The organism is Haloarcula sp. JP-Z28 (assembly GCF_011440255.1).
Classification (GTDB): Archaea; Halobacteriota; Halobacteria; order Halobacteriales; family Haloarculaceae; genus Haloarcula; species Haloarcula marismortui.
Window position 1 is genome coordinate 17,577 of sequence record NZ_JAAOHT010000042.1, and the last position, 19,409, is coordinate 36,985.

Genomic DNA, 19,409 nt, shown 5'->3' on the forward strand with positions numbered 1-19,409 from the left:
CTGTCCCGTCGCTGTCGGCATAAATCTGCTGTCAACGGTGGGGATAGTGAGCCCGGGTGTCGCGTTCTGTCGTCTGGAGTACCACGTCGCCAACAAATTGACACCCCAGAGATTCACTAGTCGGCGTCAGTCGGCCCGGACAGTTCAGGTATTGACGGGTACGTATGGTTCAGACCGCTATTATAAGCGGTTATTGCGAACGGCCGGGCAGCCATACTTGAATGACTGCTGACACAAATGGAGCTAGTACTGGGTCGCGACAGTCGGACTGGGGCGCGTCACGACGGTCCGTTCTGTCGAGTATCGGTGCCGTAGCGGGCATCGGACTGTTCAGCGGAACCGGGCAGGCACAGACGGGCGCTGGACTATCGGGGACAGGGGCAGTGTACGTCGTCACGACCGGAGCCGGCCAGTCGAACGGGAACGGCAACGGTACGGAGTATCTGGTGCTTGACGGCAGCGGCAGCGTCGCGTTCTCGACCGGCGGGACTGCCGATGAGGCGTTCCAGTATGCCTTCGACAACGTGCCGGACAGCGGCGGGGCCGTTATCGCGAGCGCCGATACTTTCCGATTTGGCGAGCCGGCGACGATGGGCGACAACACCACACTGACCGGACAGCAGGGAACCCGGTTCGTTGCGTCACAGACGGGAACGGGCGAGGACCCCGCACCGTCCGAGTCCCAGTCGAACCCGCTGCCGGCCGGCCACGACCTCGTTCGCGTACGCGGTGACAACGTCGCAGTCACCGACATCGAGTTCGACGCCAACGGGACACAGCTGAACAACCAAGCCATTCAGGCCGATCAGTGCGACGGCGTCTACATCGCTCGCAACCGCACAGTGAACGGTTTCCAGATGGCGCTGTCGTTCACGCGGTGTACCGGCGTGACGGTCGAACACAACGAGGTCGTCAATCCGAACTGGTACGGTATAACCAGCCGGGCCGCACCGACCGGCAGCGACCGCGACCTCCGGCAGTCCAGCGATGTGGTCATCGCCGGGAACCGCGTCGTCGGCGTGAAGTTCAATAACATCGCGCCGTATAACGTCGCGAACTTCGCCGTCATCGGTAACGTCACCGTCGACGGTGGCCACAGCCTCATCGCCTGCTCGCCGGCCCAGCGCGGAACCATTGTCGGGAACGTCTGTCAGGACCTGACGGAGTTCGCACCCGACCCTGGCGGCGAGGCGGGCATCGAAGTCGAGTACAAGGAGACCCACCTCCGGGACGAGGTAGCCGGGACCCCCAAAGCCCGGTCGTCCGACATCACTATTTCGGGTAATCAGGTCGACAACTGTCCGGTTGGCATCCTTGCGCGAACGGTCCCAGCGGATGCGGACAACACCGACGCACGGAGTGCAGAGCGACCGTACAGTTTCACCATCACGGGCAACACGGTCAGCAACGCCTCAGCGGCCGGCATCCGACTCCGGTCGGGCAACGCGGGCGTGGTCGCGACGAATACGGTCCGGAACGCCGGGACTGCGGTCGACATCGACGAGGAGTTCACCGCGGACATTGAGCAAGGGCTGAACGTGACCCGGTGACGGCGGTTCGAGAGGGGGTTGTAAGATATAAACCGCCGGCACGCAAACGACACAGCAATGACCGACGACGAGGAGACGGTCCAGTGCTGGCTGGTCGAGCGCTCCAGTTTCGGCGACGAGCGCATGGTGACGCTCATCTACGCGCCCCCAGAGGGCGACCGCCACCTGACCAAGCAGCTCTCGCCGAATCTGCTCAGACGGAAACGGATTACGGCAGCGACGGATGTCGAGGTCGACAAGCTCGAACCCGTAACCGACGAGGAGACGCGGGAGCGCTACGCCACGGAGGCCCAACGGATGGCCGAGCGCCACGACCCCGACGCCGAAGTGTAAGCGAGCGCTTCGACAGCTAGGGACCGTCTATCGAGTTTTTTGATTGATAACTGGAACACGAAAGACTATACACGCGGCCGTCACAAACCCGCCGTATGGCAGCGATAGAACTGGATGGCGTCACCAAGCAGTTCGGGAGTCTCACCGCGCTGCAAGGGGTCGACCTCACCGTCGAGGAGGGCGAAATCTTCGGCTTCCTCGGCCCGAACGGGGCCGGGAAGTCGACGACGATCAACATCCTCCTTGATTTCGTCCGCGCGACCGACGGGTCGGCGACGGTGCTCGGCCACGACATCCACGAAGAACCGAAGCGAATTCGTGCCCGCACTGGAGTCCTCCCCGAAGGCTACGACGTGTACGACCGGCTCACCGGCCGCCAGCACCTCTCATTTGTGATCGAATCGAAAGATGCCGACGAAGACCCCGACGAACTGGCCGAGCGGGTCGGCATCGCCGATGCCATCGACCGCAAGGCTGGTGGCTACTCCAAGGGGATGCAACAGCGTCTCGTGCTGGCGATGGCACTCGTCGGCGAGCCCGACCTCCTTATCCTCGACGAGCCGACGACCGGGCTGGACCCGAACGGGGCCCGGCTGATGCGGGAACTCATCCGCGAGGAGAACGAGCGCGGCGCGACCGTCTTCTTCTCCAGTCACATCCTCGGTCAGGTCGAGGCCGTCTGTGACACAGTTGGAATCCTCCAGAACGGTCGCCTTATTGCGAAAGACAGCGTTGCCGGGCTGCGCGAGGCCGCCGCCGGGGACACCGTCCTCCGCGTGACGCTGGCCGACGGCGACGGCACCGACGCCGCGGTCGCGGCTATCGAGGGGCTCGACGAGGTCTCAACGGTGACCGCGGATGGAACGACGCTCACTATCGGCTGTGACAGCGACGCGAAGATGGCCGTCCTCAACGCTGTCGAGGAAAGCGGGAGCGAGGTCGCCAACTTCGAGACCGAGGAGGCCTCGCTGGATGAGGTGTTCGCCGCCTACACCGAACAGCAAGAACAGGACCGGCCGGAGGCCGACGTATGAGCGCCGAGCAAAACCCCGTCAAACGCGTCCTCGGAGACATCGATACGAGCATCAAGAACTCCGAGTTCGCCGACTGGTACCCCATCTCCAAAAAGGAGTTCCGTGACACGGTCCGCTCGCCGTGGATCTGGGTACTCTCGTTTATTTTCATCGTGCTGTTCGCGCTACCGGCGGTGCTGGGCCTGTATTTCAACATCGGCCAGCAGTTCGCCGAAGCCGGGGCGTCGCTGACGACAGACGCGTACGTCCGCTTTGCGCTGCCGATTGCGGCACCGCTGCTCCCAGCTGTGGCAATCGTCATCGGCTACGCGGCGATTGCCCGGGAGAGCGAGCGCGGTTCCCTGAAGATACTGCTGTCGCTCCCGTACACGCGCGGTGAACTGCTCGCCGGCAAGTTCGTCGGCCGGAGCGCCATCACGCTCATCCCGGTGACAGTCGGACTCCTGACGACCCTGCTAGTGATACTCCCGTCGGAGATCGAGATCGCGTGGGAGTCGTTCCTGCTGTTCGCGCTCGCCACGATGGCGTACGGCGTCGTGTTCACGGCGTTCGCGATCGGCCTCTCGGCGGCGCTGAAGACCGCGCGCCGGGCGATGGCAGCGTCGCTCGGGATTTACGTCTATCTGCAGGTGTTCTGGTCGAACCTCGGGGCAGGCCTCGGAAACCTGCTATCGGACCACGCGAACATTGGCCAGGTGACTCAGCTCCACGTCGAACTGTTCGTTTCACTCCTGAGCCCCATCGCGGCGTACCGCACGCTCGTCCAGGAGGTCTTGCAGGGGACGCCGATCCGCTCCCGGCTCCTCCTGACGTCGAACCCGCAGGTGACGTGTGAGGAAATGCTAGGTGGGACACTCGAAATAACACAGACCGGTGCCGAGTGTGCCAACGCCGCCTTGCCGCCCCAGTACAGCACTGTCGCGGTTATCGGCTACCTCCTGCTGTGGCTGGTCGTCCCGCTGGTCGCCGGCTACTACGTCTTCGAGAACAAGGACCTGTAACGGTCGTCGCTGTCGGCGGTCTCGTTCCGGCGACGTTTTTGCAACCATAACGAACGGCGATAGCAACAGTCCGACGGGTACCAAACCGGTCGCCTGCCGTCGGCGACCGGACGCGTGTTGGTTCACAACGGCTCCGACAGGGAGTACCATAGCGTCACAACGGATTCGTCACTCGGAAAACTCGACACCAGTGATTTCGAACCGAGCGCCCCCGTCTTCACTGTCGGTGACGTGGATCTCCCAGCCGTGGACCTCGGCGATCTGTCTGGCGATCCGGAGCCCGAAGCCGGTCCCGTCCTCGGCAGTCGAGTAACCTGCCTCGAACACCTTCTCGCCTTTGTCGATGGGAATACCCGGGCCGTCGTCGGACACGTAGAACCCTGTTCTGTCGTCGAGGAGCCCGACCGAAACGGTTACACCTGGGCCGCCGTGTTCGATCGCATTCCCGAAGAGGTTCTCGAACAGGCCAGACAGTCGGTCGCTGTCGGCCTCGACGATCCACTCACGGTTCTCGTCGGCCGCATACCGTAGCTCTGCGGCTTCGTCGCCGTCCGCGACGATTGTCCAGGCGGCGTCGGACATCTCCCGGAGATCGACGGGCTCTGTCACTCCAATATCGACTCCCTCTCGGGCCAGCCTGAGGACGTCGTCGGCGATGTCGTTCATCCGCTGGAGCGCATTATCGAGGGAGTCCAGATGCGCACTGTCACACTCCTCGTGAGCGAGCATCAGTCGGCTGCGAGCCACCTGTAGCGGATTTTGAAGGTCGTGAGAGACAACACGAATGAACTCTTCGAGGCGCTCGTTTTGTCGGGCCAACTCCCGTTTTTGCTCGGTCTGGTCCGTGATGTCTCGGAAGGCCCACAGTCGGCCAAACCGCGTCCCGTCTTCAGCGACGACGGGTGCCGTATAGCGGTCAAAGACGCGACCGTCGGCGAGTTCGAGTTCGTCTCTGGCGGTCGTCTCGGGGTGTTCATACAGTGCCTCGACATCCACGCGAAACGCCTCTGGTTCGGCGACCTGTTCCATTGCCCACTCCAAGGCGATTTCCTCGTCGCCACGTTCGACAATGTCCCGTGGGATATCCCACATGTCGACGAACCGCTCGTTGTAAGAGACGATGGTATCGTCTTCATCGACGACGAGTATCCCGTCGATCACTGCCTCTTGCTGTGCTTTGAGAATCGACCGCTGTCTGGCGATTTCCATCTCGTGTTTCCGCTGTTCAGTCACTTCGCGGGTGACACCGACCACGCCCTCAACCGTCCCGTCGATCACAAGCGGCGTGAGCCGGTACTCCAGCACCTCGTATCCATGCCCGGGGAACTCGCCGCTCACCTCCCCATGGAGTTCGTCGCGTTCACCGTCGATTAGGTCCTGATACGGGTCTCCCTCGTACTCGCTCCGGATCTTCGGCAGGAGGCTACTCGATTCCCCCTCCAGTTCGTCTCTTGTCGTTCCGTAGAACGAGGCTAGATACTGGTTGACGAGGTCGAACCGCCCCTCTGTGTCATAGATGCAGGCCGATTCCGGCATCGTGTTTACCATCCGCTTGTATCGCTCCAGTTTGCGCTCTCGCTCCCGGAGGTCGGTGATATCCGTAATGAACCCCTCAAGTATGTCCGGTTCGTCCGCTGGCCCCGGAACTCGGTGTCCGTGTTCCCACATCCACTTCTTGGTGCCGTCGGCAGTGATAATCCGATAGGTCACCTCGAACTCACCCTGGGCCGCGAGCGCGTCTTGGACCGTCTCCCAGATCCGGTCGCGGTCCTCCGGATGGAGCACGTCGTCGGCCCAGGCTGTCTCCCCAGTTTCAAAGTCTGCAGCCGTGTAGCCGGTGAGAGATTCGATCTCGCCCTCGACGGTTTCCATCTGCCAGCCTGGTGTGTTGAGACGGCGATAGGCCATCCCCGGAAGGCTGCTGATGAGCGACTCCAATCGCCGGGTTCGCTCGTCAAGCTCTCGCCGGGACCTGCTCGCGTCGACGGCGTTGCAAATCCGGTTCGCGAGCAGTTTGTACTGCTCGGTGCCTGACCCCTTCTGGAGGTAGTCGGTCACGCCAGCAGAGATCGCGTCGCTCGCGATTTCTTCGGAGCCTTTCCCGGTATAGAGGATGAATGGGAGGTCACCGTGGCCCTCACGAACGGCTTCGAGGAACTCGATTCCGTTCTGGTCTGGCATGTCGTAGTCCGAGACGATACAGTCGAAGCGCTCGACGGAGAGCCGCTCCATCGCCGCATCGACACTTGTCGCGGTCTCGACACACAATCGGCCGTCCTCGTGTTCGAGCACCGTCGCCGTCACGTCCACGAGGTCCGGATTGTCGTCGACGTGAAGAACGCGGACTGTCTCAGCGGCGAAGTCCATAGTCTTCGAAATACTATAACAATACGCGAACAAAATAGATAGGGTCAACAACGGACCGGACACGAGACGGATGATAGCGTGACTGATTGGTCCGAGCGTACGTCCGAAGCTATCGCTAGGCCGACAGCGGCTCACTCGGGACCGTTCGACCCGCCTCTCACAGCACACCAGCGTCGTCCAGTAGTTCTTCGAACTCGTCCTCGGTGAGCGTCTCGACGCCGTGTTCGGCTGCATCGTCCTGTTTTCGCTGGCCGGGGTTGTCGCCAAGCACCAGATAGTCTGTGTTGCCGGAGACGCTGCTCGTCGCTGACCCACCGTTGCGCTCAACCAGTTCCTGCGCCTCGCCGCGGGTGTAGCCGTCGAGTGACCCAGTGAAAACGAACGTTTGCCCATCCAGCGCGTCACCACCCGTCTCCTCGGCGGCCTGTGGCTCGACGTGGTCGAGCAAGCGGTCGATGACGGCGCGGTTCCCCTCACCCTCGAAGAACTCTACGATAGAGCGGGCGACGGTCTGACCAACGTCAGGCACGGCCTCGAAGGCGTCGGTGTCGCCCTCGTCGGCAGCGTCGAGTATCGCCTCGAACGTGCCGAACTCCTGTGCGAGGTTTCGGGCCGTGACAGTCCCGACTTCGGGGATACCCAGCGCGACGAGGAAATCCGCAAGTGGCGGCTTCCGAGCGCTGTCCATCCCATCAACGAGGTTCCGGGCGCTGGTCTCGCCCCAGCCCTCCAGACCGGTGAGGTCCTCGACGGTGAGGTCGTACAGGTCCGCGGGGTCCGAGACAAGACCGGCGTCGAGGAGTTGCTGGACGGCCTTCTCGCCGACGCCTTCGATATCCAGTGCGTCGCGGCTGGCGTAGTGCTCGACGCTGCGCTCGCGCTGGGCGGGGCAGGTGAGGCCACCGGTGCAGAACGCCATCGGGCCGTCGTGTTCGACGGGGCTGTCACAGGCCGGACAGGTCTCCGGGAACTCGAAATGGCCGTCGCCGTCGTCGTCGAGCACTTCGACGACATCCGGGATGACGTCGCCGGCCCGCTTGATGCGGACGCGGTCGCCCACGTCGACGCCGAGGTCAGCGATGAGCGACGGGTTGTGCAGCGAGGCACGGGAGACGGTGACGCCGCCGACCTCGACGGGGTCCATGAGCGCGACCGGGGTGAGCCGTCCGGTCCGGCCGACCTGCACGACGATGTCCCGCACCGTCGTCTCCTCCTTGCGGGCCGGAAACTTGTAGGCGAAGGCCCACCGTGGGGCGCGGGCGGTCGACCCGAGGTCGTCGCAGGCGTCCATGTCGTCGACCTTGATGACGACGCCGTCGATTTCGTAATCGAGGTCGTCGCGGGCCTGCTGCTGCTCGTTTCGGTAGTCGATGGCGGCGTCGATGTCGTCAACGACGGCAGTCCGGTCACAGACCCGGAGTCCCCACTCGGGGAACCGCTCGTGCAGCTCGCTGTGGCTCTCGAAGTCGACCGAGGCGTCGAGGACGCCGAAGAAGAATATCGACAGCGGGCGCTCTGCGGTCACCGACGGGTCGAGCTGGCGGAGCGTCCCGGCGGCGGCGTTGCGGGGGTTCGCAAAGGGGTCCTCGCCGCGCTCAACGCGCTCGCGGTTGAACGCCGTGAAAGCGTCCCGTGGGATGTACACCTCGCCCCGGACAGCCAGGAAGTCGGGGTAGTCACCGCGGAGTCGCTGTGGGACGCTGGAGATGGTCCGGACGTTCTCGGTCACGTCCTCGCCGACCTCGCCGTCGCCACGCGTCGCGGCTCGCTGGTAGACGCCGTCCTCGTAGACAATCTCGACAGAGAGGCCGTCGAACTTTGGTTCGCAGAAGTACTGCACGTCGCCGTCGAGGCCATTGCGGACTCGGCTGTCGAACTCCCGTACGTCCGCTTCCTCGCCGCCCTGATCGATAGAGCCCATCCGGGCGACATGTTCGACATCGGGGAGCTCGTCCAGTGGCTCGCCGCCAACGCGCCGGGTCGGACTGCCGTCAGTGTCAAGATCGAACGCCGATTCAAGTCTCTGAAGCCGGGAGAACAGCGCGTCGTAAGCCCGGTCACCGATGACTGGGTCGTTCTCGACGTAGTACCGGTAGTCGTGATAGCGGAGCGCCTCGCGCAACTGGTCGGCTTGCTCGCGGGCGGTCTCGGCGTCCATATCCTCAACGGACTCGAAGTCAGTCCGCGGGTCTGAAATATAGGGGTTCCCGGCGACATCCTCGGCAGTGGTCATACTGAAGAAGTGTTACGTCTCGTGTACAAAAACGGCTCTGCTCCGTATCTCAGAGCCGGCAAAAGGCACTTCGTGTCAAGCGGGGACACGTATTGTGGCAGACCGACAGACCGGCCAGAACCATCGAAACGACACTCCAGAGACAGACTTAGCAGTTGAACTACTCGGAGAGGCTGAGAAAAGCGGCAGAGAAGAGTGTAACGGCCATAGAAACTGTAGTTATCGGCCAATACTGGAACTGGGAGCCTTGATGACAAGTTCCCCGTCGCTTCGGACAGTGACCGAGTGACCGGCATATTCAAACGAGATACTGACAGGTGTCGAGCGGCCTGATGAGTCAACGAGCGAATCGAGCGCCTCAGGGTCGATAGTCTCGTACAGCGGTGCGAAGTCAGTCTGTTCTCGGCCGGTCATGGCGGAGATGTACTCAGTCACTGCCGCGCTCGGCCGCGTCTCGCTCCAGTCGAACTGTTTTCTGGTCACATTCATCGGTGTTGAGGTGTCGCTGTCCCTACTCCGCCTGTTGCTTTTACTCATATGGTTCGTCTACCTATAGCAAAGTAGCAAACAGTAATATAGTCTTCCCAGCATTATCAAACTGTGAAAACACCAACTTGTGGCTGCGAACGCTCCTAAATCGACACGTAGTCCCGTCCTTCGCCGGTTTTCGCCTGAGCTACAGATCGGCCACGTCTTCGATTGCGTCGGTTAGCTCTTTGATACTCTCAACGGTGTGTTCGCCCATGTGTCCGATACGGAAACTCTCCTCGCTGATATCGCCGTAGCCGCTGGAGAACACCATGTCGTACTCCTCGGAGACGGCTTCGACCGTCTCGGCAACGTTGATGTCCTGCGTGTTCTCGATGCAGGTCACCGTCTGGGACTCGTAGCCTTCCTCGGGATAGAGGTCGAAGTGCTCGCGGGCCCACTCGCGCGTGTACTCGGCCATCTCCTGATGGCGCTGGTCACGGGCGTCGTGGGTCTCATCAAGCATATGCTTCATCTGCTTGCGGTAGGCAAGCATGAGCGGAGTTGCCGGCGTGGAGTGGGTCTGGCCCTTCCGGTCGTAGTAGTCCAGACAGCGCTGGAAGCCGCCGTACCACGACGCCGACTCTTTCTCCAGTTCGCGCTCGTAGGCAGCGTCGCTGACGGCACAGACGGCCAGCCCGGGCGGCATGGCGAAGGCCTTCTGCGTGGACGTAAAGATGGCGTCAATGCCGTGGTCTTCAATGTCGATCTGGTCGCCGCCGAGGCAGGAAATGGCGTCGACGATGAAGTAGGTGTCCGGGTACTCTGCGACCACGTCGCCGATTTCCTCAATGGGGTTCCGGACGCCGGTCGAGGTCTCGTTCATCACGGCCCCGACGGCGTCATAGTCGCCGGATTCCAGCGCGTCGCGGATATCGTCGGGTTTGACCGCCATGCCCCAGTCGTATTCGATGCGGTCGACGTCTTTGCCGAGGCGTTCGGCGACGTTGGCCTGCCGCTCGCTGAACGCGCCGGAGGTCGGCACGAGCATGCTGTCCTCGACCAGATTGAGCGTCGTCGACTCCCAGAACTCCGTCCCAGACGCCGTGAGCACGATAACGTCGTTTTCGGTGCCGAGGAACTCCTTCGTGTCCTCGACGATGGTGGTGTAGAGGTCCGTCATCCGGTCCATCCGGTGGCCGAACATCGGCTCGGCCATCGCCTCGATAACGTCCTCGCGCACCTCTGTCGGCCCCGGGAGATACAGCGTCTTGTCCTGATAATCGTCTTTGTATTCGCGTTTTTCGGTCACAGAACCACCTGTAGTAGGTACACTCTCGAATCGGGGGGGCATGGTAGTTTTGATACCGGGCGAAGCGAACCGGCGTGCGGCCTGAGAAGAGCGGACCGCTCACGAGGAAAAGACACAGATGGCGGTTGTACCTTCCACGAAGTATTTATCAGCTGAATAACCACATTCGACCATGGGCCGCTACACCCCGCTCACAGATGTCCAGCGAGCGGCCGTCGCCGAGAAAGCGGTCGAGCAAGTCGCCGACACGCTGGTCGAGATGCATGCCGACTCGCAACTGAGCCAGCGCAGCCCGCTCAGCGACGACGATACCAGCGGATACCGTACATGACCAGCCCGGCATAAATCGCCGGACCAACCAGAACCGTCGCACTGGTCGCTACCATGCCGCTGAACAGATATCCGAGGAACACGTCGATAAACACCAGCAGGAAGGGCGCGAGCGCGAGTGCCTTCCCGCCGGTTCTGAGCGCCGCGTCGAACGTCGACTGTGTCGCGGCGATTGCTCCAACGCCGGCGACGACGAGGAGATACAGCGCAGCGCCCGGCGGCGAGACGAGTGGGAGGGTGAACAGGGCGATACCGGCGAGGACGACGCCGACGATTGTCGGCCCGTTGTCGCTCCGGGTGAGCGCGTTCTGGATACCGTCGAGGTCACCGGCGTTGAGCGCCGCTTCGAGGTCCGACGTGGTCTGACTGCCGCCGGCATCGAGAACTGTCGTCCCGGTTCCGGCGTCGACCGGGCTATCGAAGTCCCGACCACAGTGCATACACCACGTCGCGGTCGCACTGACTTTCTCCGAGCAGTGAGGGCAGCGGGGATCGGCGGTCATACTGTCATGTTCGAGGGCGCACAGTTAGCGGTTACGGGGGGAGAATATACACGTGTCCGCGGTAAACGGGATGTATGGATTGGGTCGCACGGGCCGAGAGCCTCCTGTACGACGGCGAGGTGATCGAAGCGGACGTTCGGCTGGACCGTGGTGGCGTCGTCGTGACGAGCCACCGCGTCCTCGTGTTCACCCCGGACCGTGAGGGGTCGAACTATCGGCAGGTCGACCGCCCCAACGTCGAGGGCGTCGACGTCACCACGAGTGGCGACTGGTCGTTCCTCGAACTCGGCGTGAAGGCGCTGGTCGTCGGTATCGTGCTGGTAGCCGCCGGGATGACCGTAAGCCTCGATAGCCTCGTCGGCAACGTCTCACTGGACAGCGGCGGGGCCGCGAGCGCCGTCGGCATCGGCGGAATGTTGGGAATGCTCCAGACGATGCTGACGTTGATGGCCCAGTTAGACGACCTGATGCGGCTGTTCGGCGGCCTCGCGCTGGCCTTTGCCGCCGTCGTCCTCGGCGTCTACCTCTGGAGCCGCGACCGCCTGCTTGTCGTGCGTGTCGCCGGTGGCGACGATGTCGAGCTGACTGCACCAGACGACGAGAGCGTCGTCGACCGGATCGAAGCTGCCATCGTTCCGGAGGCTCCGCCTGCTGATGCCGGAAGTGCGCCCCAGTCAGCGCCAGACGACCCGCTCCCGTGACGTTCAACCCCGCCGAGTACCAACCCTGCGCTAATGGACGCCGACGAGGTTCGAGAGCGCGCGGGGTCGTTGCCACGAGAGCCCGGCGTGTACCTGTTCGAACAGGGCCGGGACGACACACGTCGGGTCCTCTACGTCGGGAAGGCCGTCGACCTGCGCGACCGCGTGCGCTCCTACGCCGACCCTCGCAGCGAACGCATCGCCAAGATGGTCGAACGGGCCGAAACCATCGACTTCGCCGTCACCGACACCGAAACACAGGCGCTGTTGCTCGAAGCGAACCTCATCAAGCGACACCGGCCGCCGTACAACGTCCGGCTGAAAGACGACAAATCCTACCCGCTGGTCCAGCTAACTGACCATCCAGTCCCCCGAATCGAGGTGACGCGCGACCCCGCGGACGGCGCGACCGTCTACGGGCCGTTCACCGACAAAGGACGGGTGGAAACAGTGGTGAAGGCCCTGCGGGAAGCGTACGGCCTGCGGGGCTGTTCCGACCACAAGTACAGCAACCGGGACCGGCCCTGTCTCGACTACGAAATGGGCATCTGTACCGCGCCCTGTACCGGCGAAATCGGCGAAGCCGACTACGCTGAGGACGCCGAAGCGGTCACGCGGTACTTCGAGGGTGAAACCGGTGTTCTGGCGGACCCGTTGCGCCGCGAGATGGAGGCCGCTGCACAGAACCAAGAGTTCGAGCGCGCCGCAAACCTCCGGGACAAGCTCGGGGCCGTCGAGGCGCTCCACGGAGAGGGAGATACCGCCGTCAGCGACTCTGGGGGGTATCAGACAACAGACGTGCTCGGGGCTGCCATCGAGGGCGAGCGCGCCATCGTCGCCCGGCTCCACGCCGAGGGCGGCAAGCTCGTCGAACGGGACCGGCATACACTCGAAGCACCGGATGGCGAAGGGACCGCCGGCGTGTACCGGGCGTTTATCCCGCAGTACTACGCCGAGCGAGAGCTCCCCGACCGGATTCTCTGTGCCGAAGCCCCTGCCGACCCGGACATCGAAGCGTGGCTTGAGAGCGAGGGCGTCACGCTCGGCGTGCCCGGGGCCGGTCGGGAGGCGACGTTGGTCGACCTCGCGCTGAAGAATGCCCGCCAGCGCGGTGGGACCGACGACGAGAGCGGTCGTCTGGCCGATGCACTGGGAATCGACCACCCGAGCCGTATCGAGGGCTTCGATGTGAGCCACGCCCAAGGACGGTCGGCTGTTGGCTCGAACGTTACGTTCGTCGACGAAACGCCAGAGAAGAGTGATTATCGTCGGAAGAAGCTCACCGAGCAAAACGACGACTACGCGAATATGCGGGAACTCCTCCGCTGGCGGGCTACGCGTGCCGTCGAAGGGCGGGACGACCGACCTGATCCGGATCTGCTACTCATCGACGGCGGCGACGGCCAGCTCGGGGCGGCTCGCGACGCCCTCGCCGAGACCGGCTGGGACGTGCCGGCCATCGCGCTCGCGAAGGACGAGGAACTGGTCATCACACCCGACCGCGTGTACGACTGGAACGATGACGCCCCGCAACTCCACTTGCTCCAGCGGGTGCGTGACGAAGCCCATCGCTTTGCCGTCCAGTACCACCAGACACTACGTGACGAGGTGTCGACGACGCTTGACGACGTGCCCGGCATCGGCCCCGAAACGCGGAAACGACTGCTCCGACGCTTCGGTAGCGTGGACAGCGTCAGAGCGGCCTCCGACGAAGAGCTGACGGCTATCGACGGTATCGGCGAGCAAACCGCGGAGACGATTCGGACTCGGCTACAGTGATTTTGTATAGCAGATAATAGTTTATCACTGCCCAGCGCCCAAATCCGCTATTCTGGGGTATAGGCGTCGAAGAAAGCCGCTACGCTACGATTTCAGCGGTCGGATGACGTTACGGTTCGACAACCGAGTTGCGGAGCGTCCCGACGCCGTCGTAAGTTATCTCAATTGTGTCATCGGGCGCAACCGTGCCTGGATTGGCCGGACTGCCGAACGCAACGACATCGCCGGGCCGGAACGTGAACCGCTTCGAGAGGTATGCGACCACCTCATGAGGTCCGAACAGCATCTCGCTGGTGTTGGCAGACTGCCGGCGCTCGTCGTTGATGTCGGTGTACATATCGATATCGGTGGGGTCGACAGCAGTCTCGATCCACGGCCCCAGCGGCCCGGACCCATCGAAGGCCTTTCGAGCGGTTCGGCCCTGCTGGTCCAGCGCATCAACATCATTCAGTATCGTGTATCCCCTGACCGCGTCGGAAACGTCAGCCGGGTCGATATTGTGACACCGTTCGCCGATAATCGCAGCGAGCTCACCGGCGTAAGTCAGCTCGTCAGTAAACGGCGGGTAGGGGATGTTCTGCTCGTGGGCGAGTAGCGCTGTCGGAGGCTTGATGAAGAAGTCCGGCTCCTCTGGGCGGTCGTAATCCATCTGGTCATTGGTAGCGGCGTAGTTCCGGCCGACGCAGTACAGCGCAGTCGGTTCACACGGCGGGAGCAGTCGTCCATCGCGGCCGACCACGTACTGGCCATCGTCAGCGTCGACGACGCCGTCAACGTATTCGCCGGTGACTGGCCCATCCTCGGTCAGAAGTCGTGCGATTCGCATACTGGATTGTCTGTGTGGCGGTGAAAAAGGCGTGTCGGCTACCGTGCGCCGCTCGACAGCCACCACCGGTTTCAAGTCCTGAAGCACTGTTCTATCGCCGTTCCGGCCGAGTATCGACCCGCGTGCTGTAGCCGGAGTAAATCTAATGTCGCTATATCAAATAGCCCGAGGACTACGGAACTGCCATCAGCATCCAACAACGGAACAGCGGTGACGCCACCGAAGCGATTTTTTCACGCAGCGACCTATTGCCGAACATGGCTGTGACCCGACGGCTACTCATGGCCGTCGTCGGCCTGTTTTCGCTGCTGGTCTATTTTACGGCGGCATACGTCGGGTATCTGCTACTGCTGCCAGTGTGGGACAGCCGCCCGTCGCCGCTAATGGCCGCTCTAGTCGTTCTCGGGACAGCGATTGCACTCGGTGTCGTGAACTACTGGGCCGCAACGGCACAGCTCAAGCGATCCCTCAATGCGGTCGAACTTCCGCGGGCGCGTGCACCAGAGGCCTACCATCGTCTCGATGCACTTGTCGATCAGATGAACGTCGAGACGCCGACGTTGCTACTGGCGGAGCTGCCAGTCCCAAACGCGTTCGCCATCGGTGGCGGTACTGGCACTATCGTCGTCGACAGACGGCTGTTCCGGCTGTTGTCCGCAGCGGAATTCGAGGGACTTCTGGCACACGAACTCGCGCATCTAGAAACCCGTGACGCACTGGTCCAGACTGTCGCGTACAGTTTCGTCCAGACGCTTGTCGGACTCATCGGCCTCGCGTTGTTCCCCATCGTGGTGCTAACCGGTGGCATCGCCCGTTCGCTCGCATTGCTGCGTGGCGACCCATCGTCGTGGTCGCGCTCCTGGCTTGGTCGGGCACAGCGGTACTCGCTACAGGTCGTTGCCGGTCTCGGCTTCGCCGTGACGCTACTGCTACTCGGCTACTCTAGGCGTCGTGAGTTGGCGGCCGACGACCGCGCAGTCGAGATAACAGGGAATCCCGTTGGGCTTGCCCGGGCCCTTGCAAAGATCGAGCAGGCATCGACGCCGGACCCCGGTCTCTTGCGACAGGTATACGTTCACAGTGAAGCGGATAACGAGCTTTCGCGCCTCCTGTCGACGCATCCACCGATAGACGAGCGAATGCAGCGGCTACAGGACCGAGCGCAGTATGGTAATTTCACGAAATCAAGCGAGCGGCCGAGCAGCCGTCGGTAGCTGCGTCGCTGAGCGGCGGCCGGGAGCGACATGGTATATTCAAACCAGCCATTTCATGCCCATATAGGTGCATTCAGAGAGCATATAAGATTAATATAGTTGAGAAAGCGATTGTTTTCACGGCAGGTGCTGCTCGCAGCATGTCGGTTTTGGCGGCCTGTATGGCCGACGAAAGTCTCGTTCGGTGCGCAAGATAGGTCCGCAGACTGTGGACTTATCGCGGCGCTGGACCGAAGATGAGCCTGTGTCGCCGGATAGTGTTGCTTCCGAAGAGAGTCCGGCCGTGAGAGAGGCTCTATATACGCATTGAGAGCGACATAGTTGTCCTAGAAACCGCTATGTTCGGCACGGGTCATACGCTCACATATGCAAGCGAGCATCCCGGAGCGAGCGACCGAGGCGGCAAAGAGCCACACATACGGATGTCCACTGTGTAACTGTGGTGCGGACAGTGAAGACGATATTTACTGCCATCTGCTGCTTTCACACCGGAAGAGCGCAGTTGTTGGCGCGCTGCTCGAAAGAGTGGGCAACGAGTAGGCCCGTGTTTAATCCCCTGAACGGCGATGGTGTCGCCGAGTAGTGCCAAATAGCAAATTATAGGAATAGTAACTCAGATTCTACTATCATATTTGTCTTCTTGATATTATATTTTCGAGATCGAAGTCGAGTGCTCAATAGTGTCGGTAGAGGAGGTTTTTGACCGATTTCGGGCGAACTAGGCGGGCTACAGCGCGTTGACTATGATTCTCTGGTCGGTGTGTTTTACTCGATAAACTCAATATCGCTATATTAAATCACGGGGATTTCTTCACCAGCGACGACCGCTCCAGCAGTACGACTGTAAACAGCAGACCGATAACACACATAGACATGTTATACTATGGGATAGGTTTATATACCAAAAGCAGTCAGGTAACCGATCAGTCATAGTGTCACGATAACAGAATTCGATCGTCACGGGAAACACAGTAAGGCCGAGAGAACAGTATCTCCGCGTCACAGACATCGCAAAGCAGTCACGAACGATGAGACAGATCTGCCAACACACAGATTCTGTGTTGTTTGCTGTTTTGACAGCGGTAGCTATTTTAGAGAGGTTCGATTGCGAGTCCATTATAATTCAGTTATCAGATCTGAATTGGACCGGCGACGCTGGTTACACTGGCGACGGTGCGTGTTATTCAGCATTGCCGCCGTGACACACCGACATCAGCCGGTCGTTCCATACCGTCAAACGACGCGGCACAGCGAAGCATGGGAAACGCGTAAGTATTGGGAATGAGATGAATTAAACGTATGACGCAGACGTATGAGAACTATATCGACGGTGAGTGGACCGGTAGCGGAGAGACACAGGAGGTCACAAACCCAGCAGACGAGACTGACGTCGTCAGCACGGTTCCGGTGGCTTCGGCGGCAGACGCGGACGAAGCGGTTGCAGCCGCGGCAGCAGCGACAGACGAATGGGGCGAAATGCCCGGTCCGGAGCGCGGTGCAATCCTGCGTGAGACCGGTGAAATCCTGAAATCTCGGAAAGACGAGCTTGCAGAGACGCTGACCCGCGAAGAGGGGAAGCCGCTCGGCGAAGCCGAGGGCGAGGTACAGCGTGCGATTGATATCTTCTATTACTACGCGGAGAAGGCCCGTGACTTCGGAGGCACCGTCAAACAGCCCAGCGGCGGCCGTGCCGGGCTGCAGACGAAAAAAGAGCCGATGGGCGTTGCGGCGCTCATCACGCCGTGGAACTACCCCATCGCGATTCCAGCCTGGAAGATCGCACCGGCACTTGCGGTCGGCAACACTGTCGTCATCAAGCCCGCGATGCAGGCACCGACCGTCGGCGCGATGATCGTCGAGGCGCTGGACGAGGCCGGGATTCCGGACGGCGCTATCAATCTGGTCTGTGGCCCCGGGAGCGAGGTCGGCGAGCAGCTGACCACCCACGACGATGTCGACGTGGTGTCGTTCACGGGCAGTGCTTCGGTCGGCGAGCACGTCTACGAACAGGCGACGAGCAACGGAAAGCGCGCACAGGCGGAGATGGGCGGGAAGAACCCGACCGTCGTCATGCCGAGCGCCGATGTGGACAAAGCGGCTGACATCGTCGGAGCCGGCGCCTTCGGCGGGACGGGCCAGGCCTGTACAGCGACCTCCCGGGCTATCGTCCATGAGGACGTGTACGACGAGTTCCTCGACGCCATTGTCGACTACGCCGAGTCCCTCGAAATCGGGGACGGGCTTGACCGGGCCGGCATGGGTCCCCACGTCAGCGAAGACGAGCTCGCGGGGAGTCTAGAGTACATCGATGTCGCACAGTCGGAGGGAGCGACCCTCGAAACGGGCGGCGAGGAACTCACCAGTGGGGAGTACGACGGCGGGAACTTCATCTCGCCGGCCGTCTTCTCCGACGTTGAGCCGGATATGCGCATCGCACAAGAAGAGGTGTTCGGGCCGGTGCTCGCCGTCATGTCCGTCTCCGACTTCGATGAGGGTGTCGAGGTTGCAAACGACATCGACTACGGCCTCTCGGCCAGCATCGTAACCGACCGAATCGAGGAGGAAAACGAATTCATCGAGCGGTCCGAGTCCGGCGTGGTCAAAGTCAACGAGAAGACGACCGGACTGGAACTGCACGTTCCCTTCGGCGGCCTCAAGCGCTCCTCAACGAACACCTACCGCGAGCAGGGTGACGCCGGTCTGGAGTTCTTCAGCTACATCAAGACGGTGTACCGCAACAGCTAATCGAGGCGGCCACCGCCGCTAACGCGAAGTGGTTTTTTGTTACAGATTTTCTATATGGTACTAATCGCTACCTCCTGTTTCTTGTCAACCGCCAGAGCGTGCAAAGTCATGCTCGTAGCCCAACCGACCGACGATGGTGGAACGGTTCTAGCACCGGCGCTGTCTGTCCCATACAGACGCTCCACTCTCGTTAGTAGCGCCCCGACAGCCGGGGGGATTCGCTGCCGCTACTGCCATAGCTGGACCCGCCTGAGTGTGGCGAGAAACGAGACCGCTATTCGGTTGGGCACAGCGCCGTTTCGTCGTCGGCAGTCATAGCGTCCGTTCTTTCCATAGTGAACACAACAAGTGGAACGGAGTTTCAAATCGGTCCCTGTCAAACGAACCGCGGTGCTCCGCTCACGGATGGTCGTTCATAATGATGGAACGCACTCCATAACGGTTGTACTGTCGTTATTCTCGATGCCAAGGCCGGAGTTCGTGGACGAAGACAGACCACAGGCGGCCCGTAAAACGGTATTTTCCACTCGAATTATCGACTAACCGGTATCGAAGATCTGTGGCTGAGACTAGTATCTTGTTCTACCATACTGAACAGTTATACCGTTTTTCGGGAAGTCCTTACTTAAGATATGAACCCTCATTCGCTACACTGGAACGGTGGGCTGACGTGGGCGTGCCAACACAAAAGATAATATCCAGCCAATTGACGACAGTGGTATGAACGTTGACGCGCTCACGGGAGGATTCGACCGTCGAGACTGGCAGGAACAGACAGCGACCGACAACCCAGTTCGATTTGCGATGATCGGCGTCGGCTGGTGGACCACCGAACAGGCGATGCCCGCCGTCGACGCAGGGGACCTCTGTGAAACGACTGTGCTGGTCAGCAGCGACCGGGAGAAAGCGGCGGACGTGGCAGCTGATTCGGAGACAGTCGAACACGCGATTACGTACGAGGAGTTCCACGACGGCGCCGCAAGCGACGCGTACGACGCCGTCTACATCGTCAC

16 protein-coding genes and 1 pseudogene are annotated in these 19,409 nt (G+C 61.6%); 11 read left to right on the forward strand and 6 right to left on the reverse strand.

The annotated features are described in order from the left end of the window. Positions 1-221 precede the first annotated feature (221 nt). The 4 genes from G9463_RS14820 (at position 222) to G9463_RS14835 (ending at position 3,918) form a co-directional block, all read left to right on the forward strand. On the forward strand, positions 222-1,550 hold the full coding sequence (locus G9463_RS14820; protein ID WP_165897128.1) for a right-handed parallel beta-helix repeat-containing protein: 1,329 nt from the start codon (positions 222-224) through the stop codon (positions 1,548-1,550). Between the two features lie 57 nt (positions 1,551-1,607). Continuing rightward, complete coding sequence (locus tag G9463_RS14825) at positions 1,608-1,883, forward strand: hypothetical protein (protein ID WP_008311289.1); 276 nt, start codon at positions 1,608-1,610, stop codon at positions 1,881-1,883. 95 nt (positions 1,884-1,978) lie between these two features. After that, positions 1,979-2,917 (forward strand): ABC transporter ATP-binding protein, encoded by a 939-nt coding sequence (locus G9463_RS14830; protein ID WP_007189665.1) that lies wholly within the window; start codon positions 1,979-1,981, stop codon positions 2,915-2,917. Next, the gene (locus G9463_RS14835; RefSeq protein ID WP_011224588.1) at positions 2,914-3,918 is read left to right on the forward strand and encodes an ABC transporter permease; all 1,005 of its coding nucleotides are present in this window, start codon (positions 2,914-2,916) and stop codon (positions 3,916-3,918) included. Before G9463_RS14830 ends, G9463_RS14835 begins: the two co-directional genes overlap by 4 nt. Before the next feature lie 168 nt (positions 3,919-4,086). On the opposite strand, the gene G9463_RS14840 is transcribed toward G9463_RS14835, so the two are convergent. The 4 genes from G9463_RS14840 to G9463_RS14855 form a co-directional block, all read right to left on the reverse strand. Next, complete coding sequence (locus G9463_RS14840) at positions 4,087-6,285, reverse strand: PAS domain S-box protein (RefSeq protein ID WP_165897129.1); 2,199 nt, start codon at positions 6,283-6,285, stop codon at positions 4,087-4,089. 157 nt (positions 6,286-6,442) lie between these two features. Further along, complete coding sequence (gene ligA / locus G9463_RS14845) at positions 6,443-8,518, reverse strand: NAD-dependent DNA ligase LigA (protein ID WP_165897130.1); 2,076 nt, start codon at positions 8,516-8,518, stop codon at positions 6,443-6,445. Between the two features lie 219 nt (positions 8,519-8,737). Continuing rightward, a complete protein-coding gene (locus G9463_RS14850) occupies positions 8,738-9,007 on the reverse strand; it encodes a HalOD1 output domain-containing protein (protein WP_004964826.1) in 270 nt (89 codons plus the stop codon). 187 nt (positions 9,008-9,194) lie between these two features. Beyond that, a complete protein-coding gene (locus G9463_RS14855) occupies positions 9,195-10,298 on the reverse strand; it encodes an alanine--glyoxylate aminotransferase family protein (RefSeq protein ID WP_165897131.1) in 1,104 nt (367 codons plus the stop codon). Between the two features lie 172 nt (positions 10,299-10,470). On the opposite strand from G9463_RS14855, the gene G9463_RS14860 reads away from it, so the two are divergent. Then, the gene (locus G9463_RS14860) at positions 10,471-10,629 is read left to right on the forward strand and encodes a hypothetical protein (protein WP_165897132.1); all 159 of its coding nucleotides are present in this window, start codon (positions 10,471-10,473) and stop codon (positions 10,627-10,629) included. Here G9463_RS14860 and G9463_RS14865 read toward each other — a convergent pair. Continuing rightward, positions 10,595-11,068 carry a hypothetical protein gene (locus tag G9463_RS14865; protein WP_004964832.1) on the reverse strand — a complete coding sequence of 158 codons (474 nt, stop codon included), beginning with the start codon at positions 11,066-11,068 and terminating at the stop codon, positions 10,595-10,597. The genes G9463_RS14860 and G9463_RS14865 overlap by 35 nt on opposite strands. A 137-nt stretch (positions 11,069-11,205) precedes the next feature. On the opposite strand from G9463_RS14865, the gene G9463_RS14870 reads away from it, so the two are divergent. After that, positions 11,206-11,832 (forward strand): hypothetical protein, encoded by a 627-nt coding sequence (locus tag G9463_RS14870; protein WP_007189669.1) that lies wholly within the window; start codon positions 11,206-11,208, stop codon positions 11,830-11,832. A 33-nt stretch (positions 11,833-11,865) separates the two neighbouring features. Next, positions 11,866-13,611 carry an excinuclease ABC subunit C gene (locus G9463_RS14875; RefSeq protein ID WP_165897133.1) on the forward strand — a complete coding sequence of 582 codons (1,746 nt, stop codon included), beginning with the start codon at positions 11,866-11,868 and terminating at the stop codon, positions 13,609-13,611. 109 nt (positions 13,612-13,720) lie between these two features. Here the strand turns inward: G9463_RS14875 and G9463_RS14880 are convergent, their stop codons facing one another. Then, a complete protein-coding gene (locus tag G9463_RS14880; RefSeq protein ID WP_165897134.1) occupies positions 13,721-14,437 on the reverse strand; it encodes a fumarylacetoacetate hydrolase family protein in 717 nt (238 codons plus the stop codon). A gap of 257 nt (positions 14,438-14,694) precedes the next feature. Here G9463_RS14880 and G9463_RS14885 point away from each other — a divergent pair, with 257 nt between their 5' ends. From G9463_RS14885 to gfo6, 4 genes and pseudogenes are all read left to right on the forward strand, one after another. After that, positions 14,695-15,651, forward strand: coding sequence for a M48 family metallopeptidase (locus tag G9463_RS14885; RefSeq protein WP_165897135.1), 957 nt, complete (start codon positions 14,695-14,697; stop codon positions 15,649-15,651). A gap of 366 nt (positions 15,652-16,017) precedes the next feature. Continuing rightward, on the forward strand, positions 16,018-16,191 hold the full coding sequence (locus G9463_RS14890) for a hypothetical protein (protein WP_165897136.1): 174 nt from the start codon (positions 16,018-16,020) through the stop codon (positions 16,189-16,191). A 759-nt stretch (positions 16,192-16,950) separates the two neighbouring features. Further along, positions 16,951-18,396, forward strand: coding sequence for an aldehyde dehydrogenase family protein (locus tag G9463_RS14895; protein WP_165897137.1), 1,446 nt, complete (start codon positions 16,951-16,953; stop codon positions 18,394-18,396). A 720-nt stretch (positions 18,397-19,116) separates the two neighbouring features. Further along, positions 19,117-19,409: pseudogene (gene gfo6 / locus G9463_RS14900) on the forward strand (D-xylose 1-dehydrogenase); the annotation flags it as partial.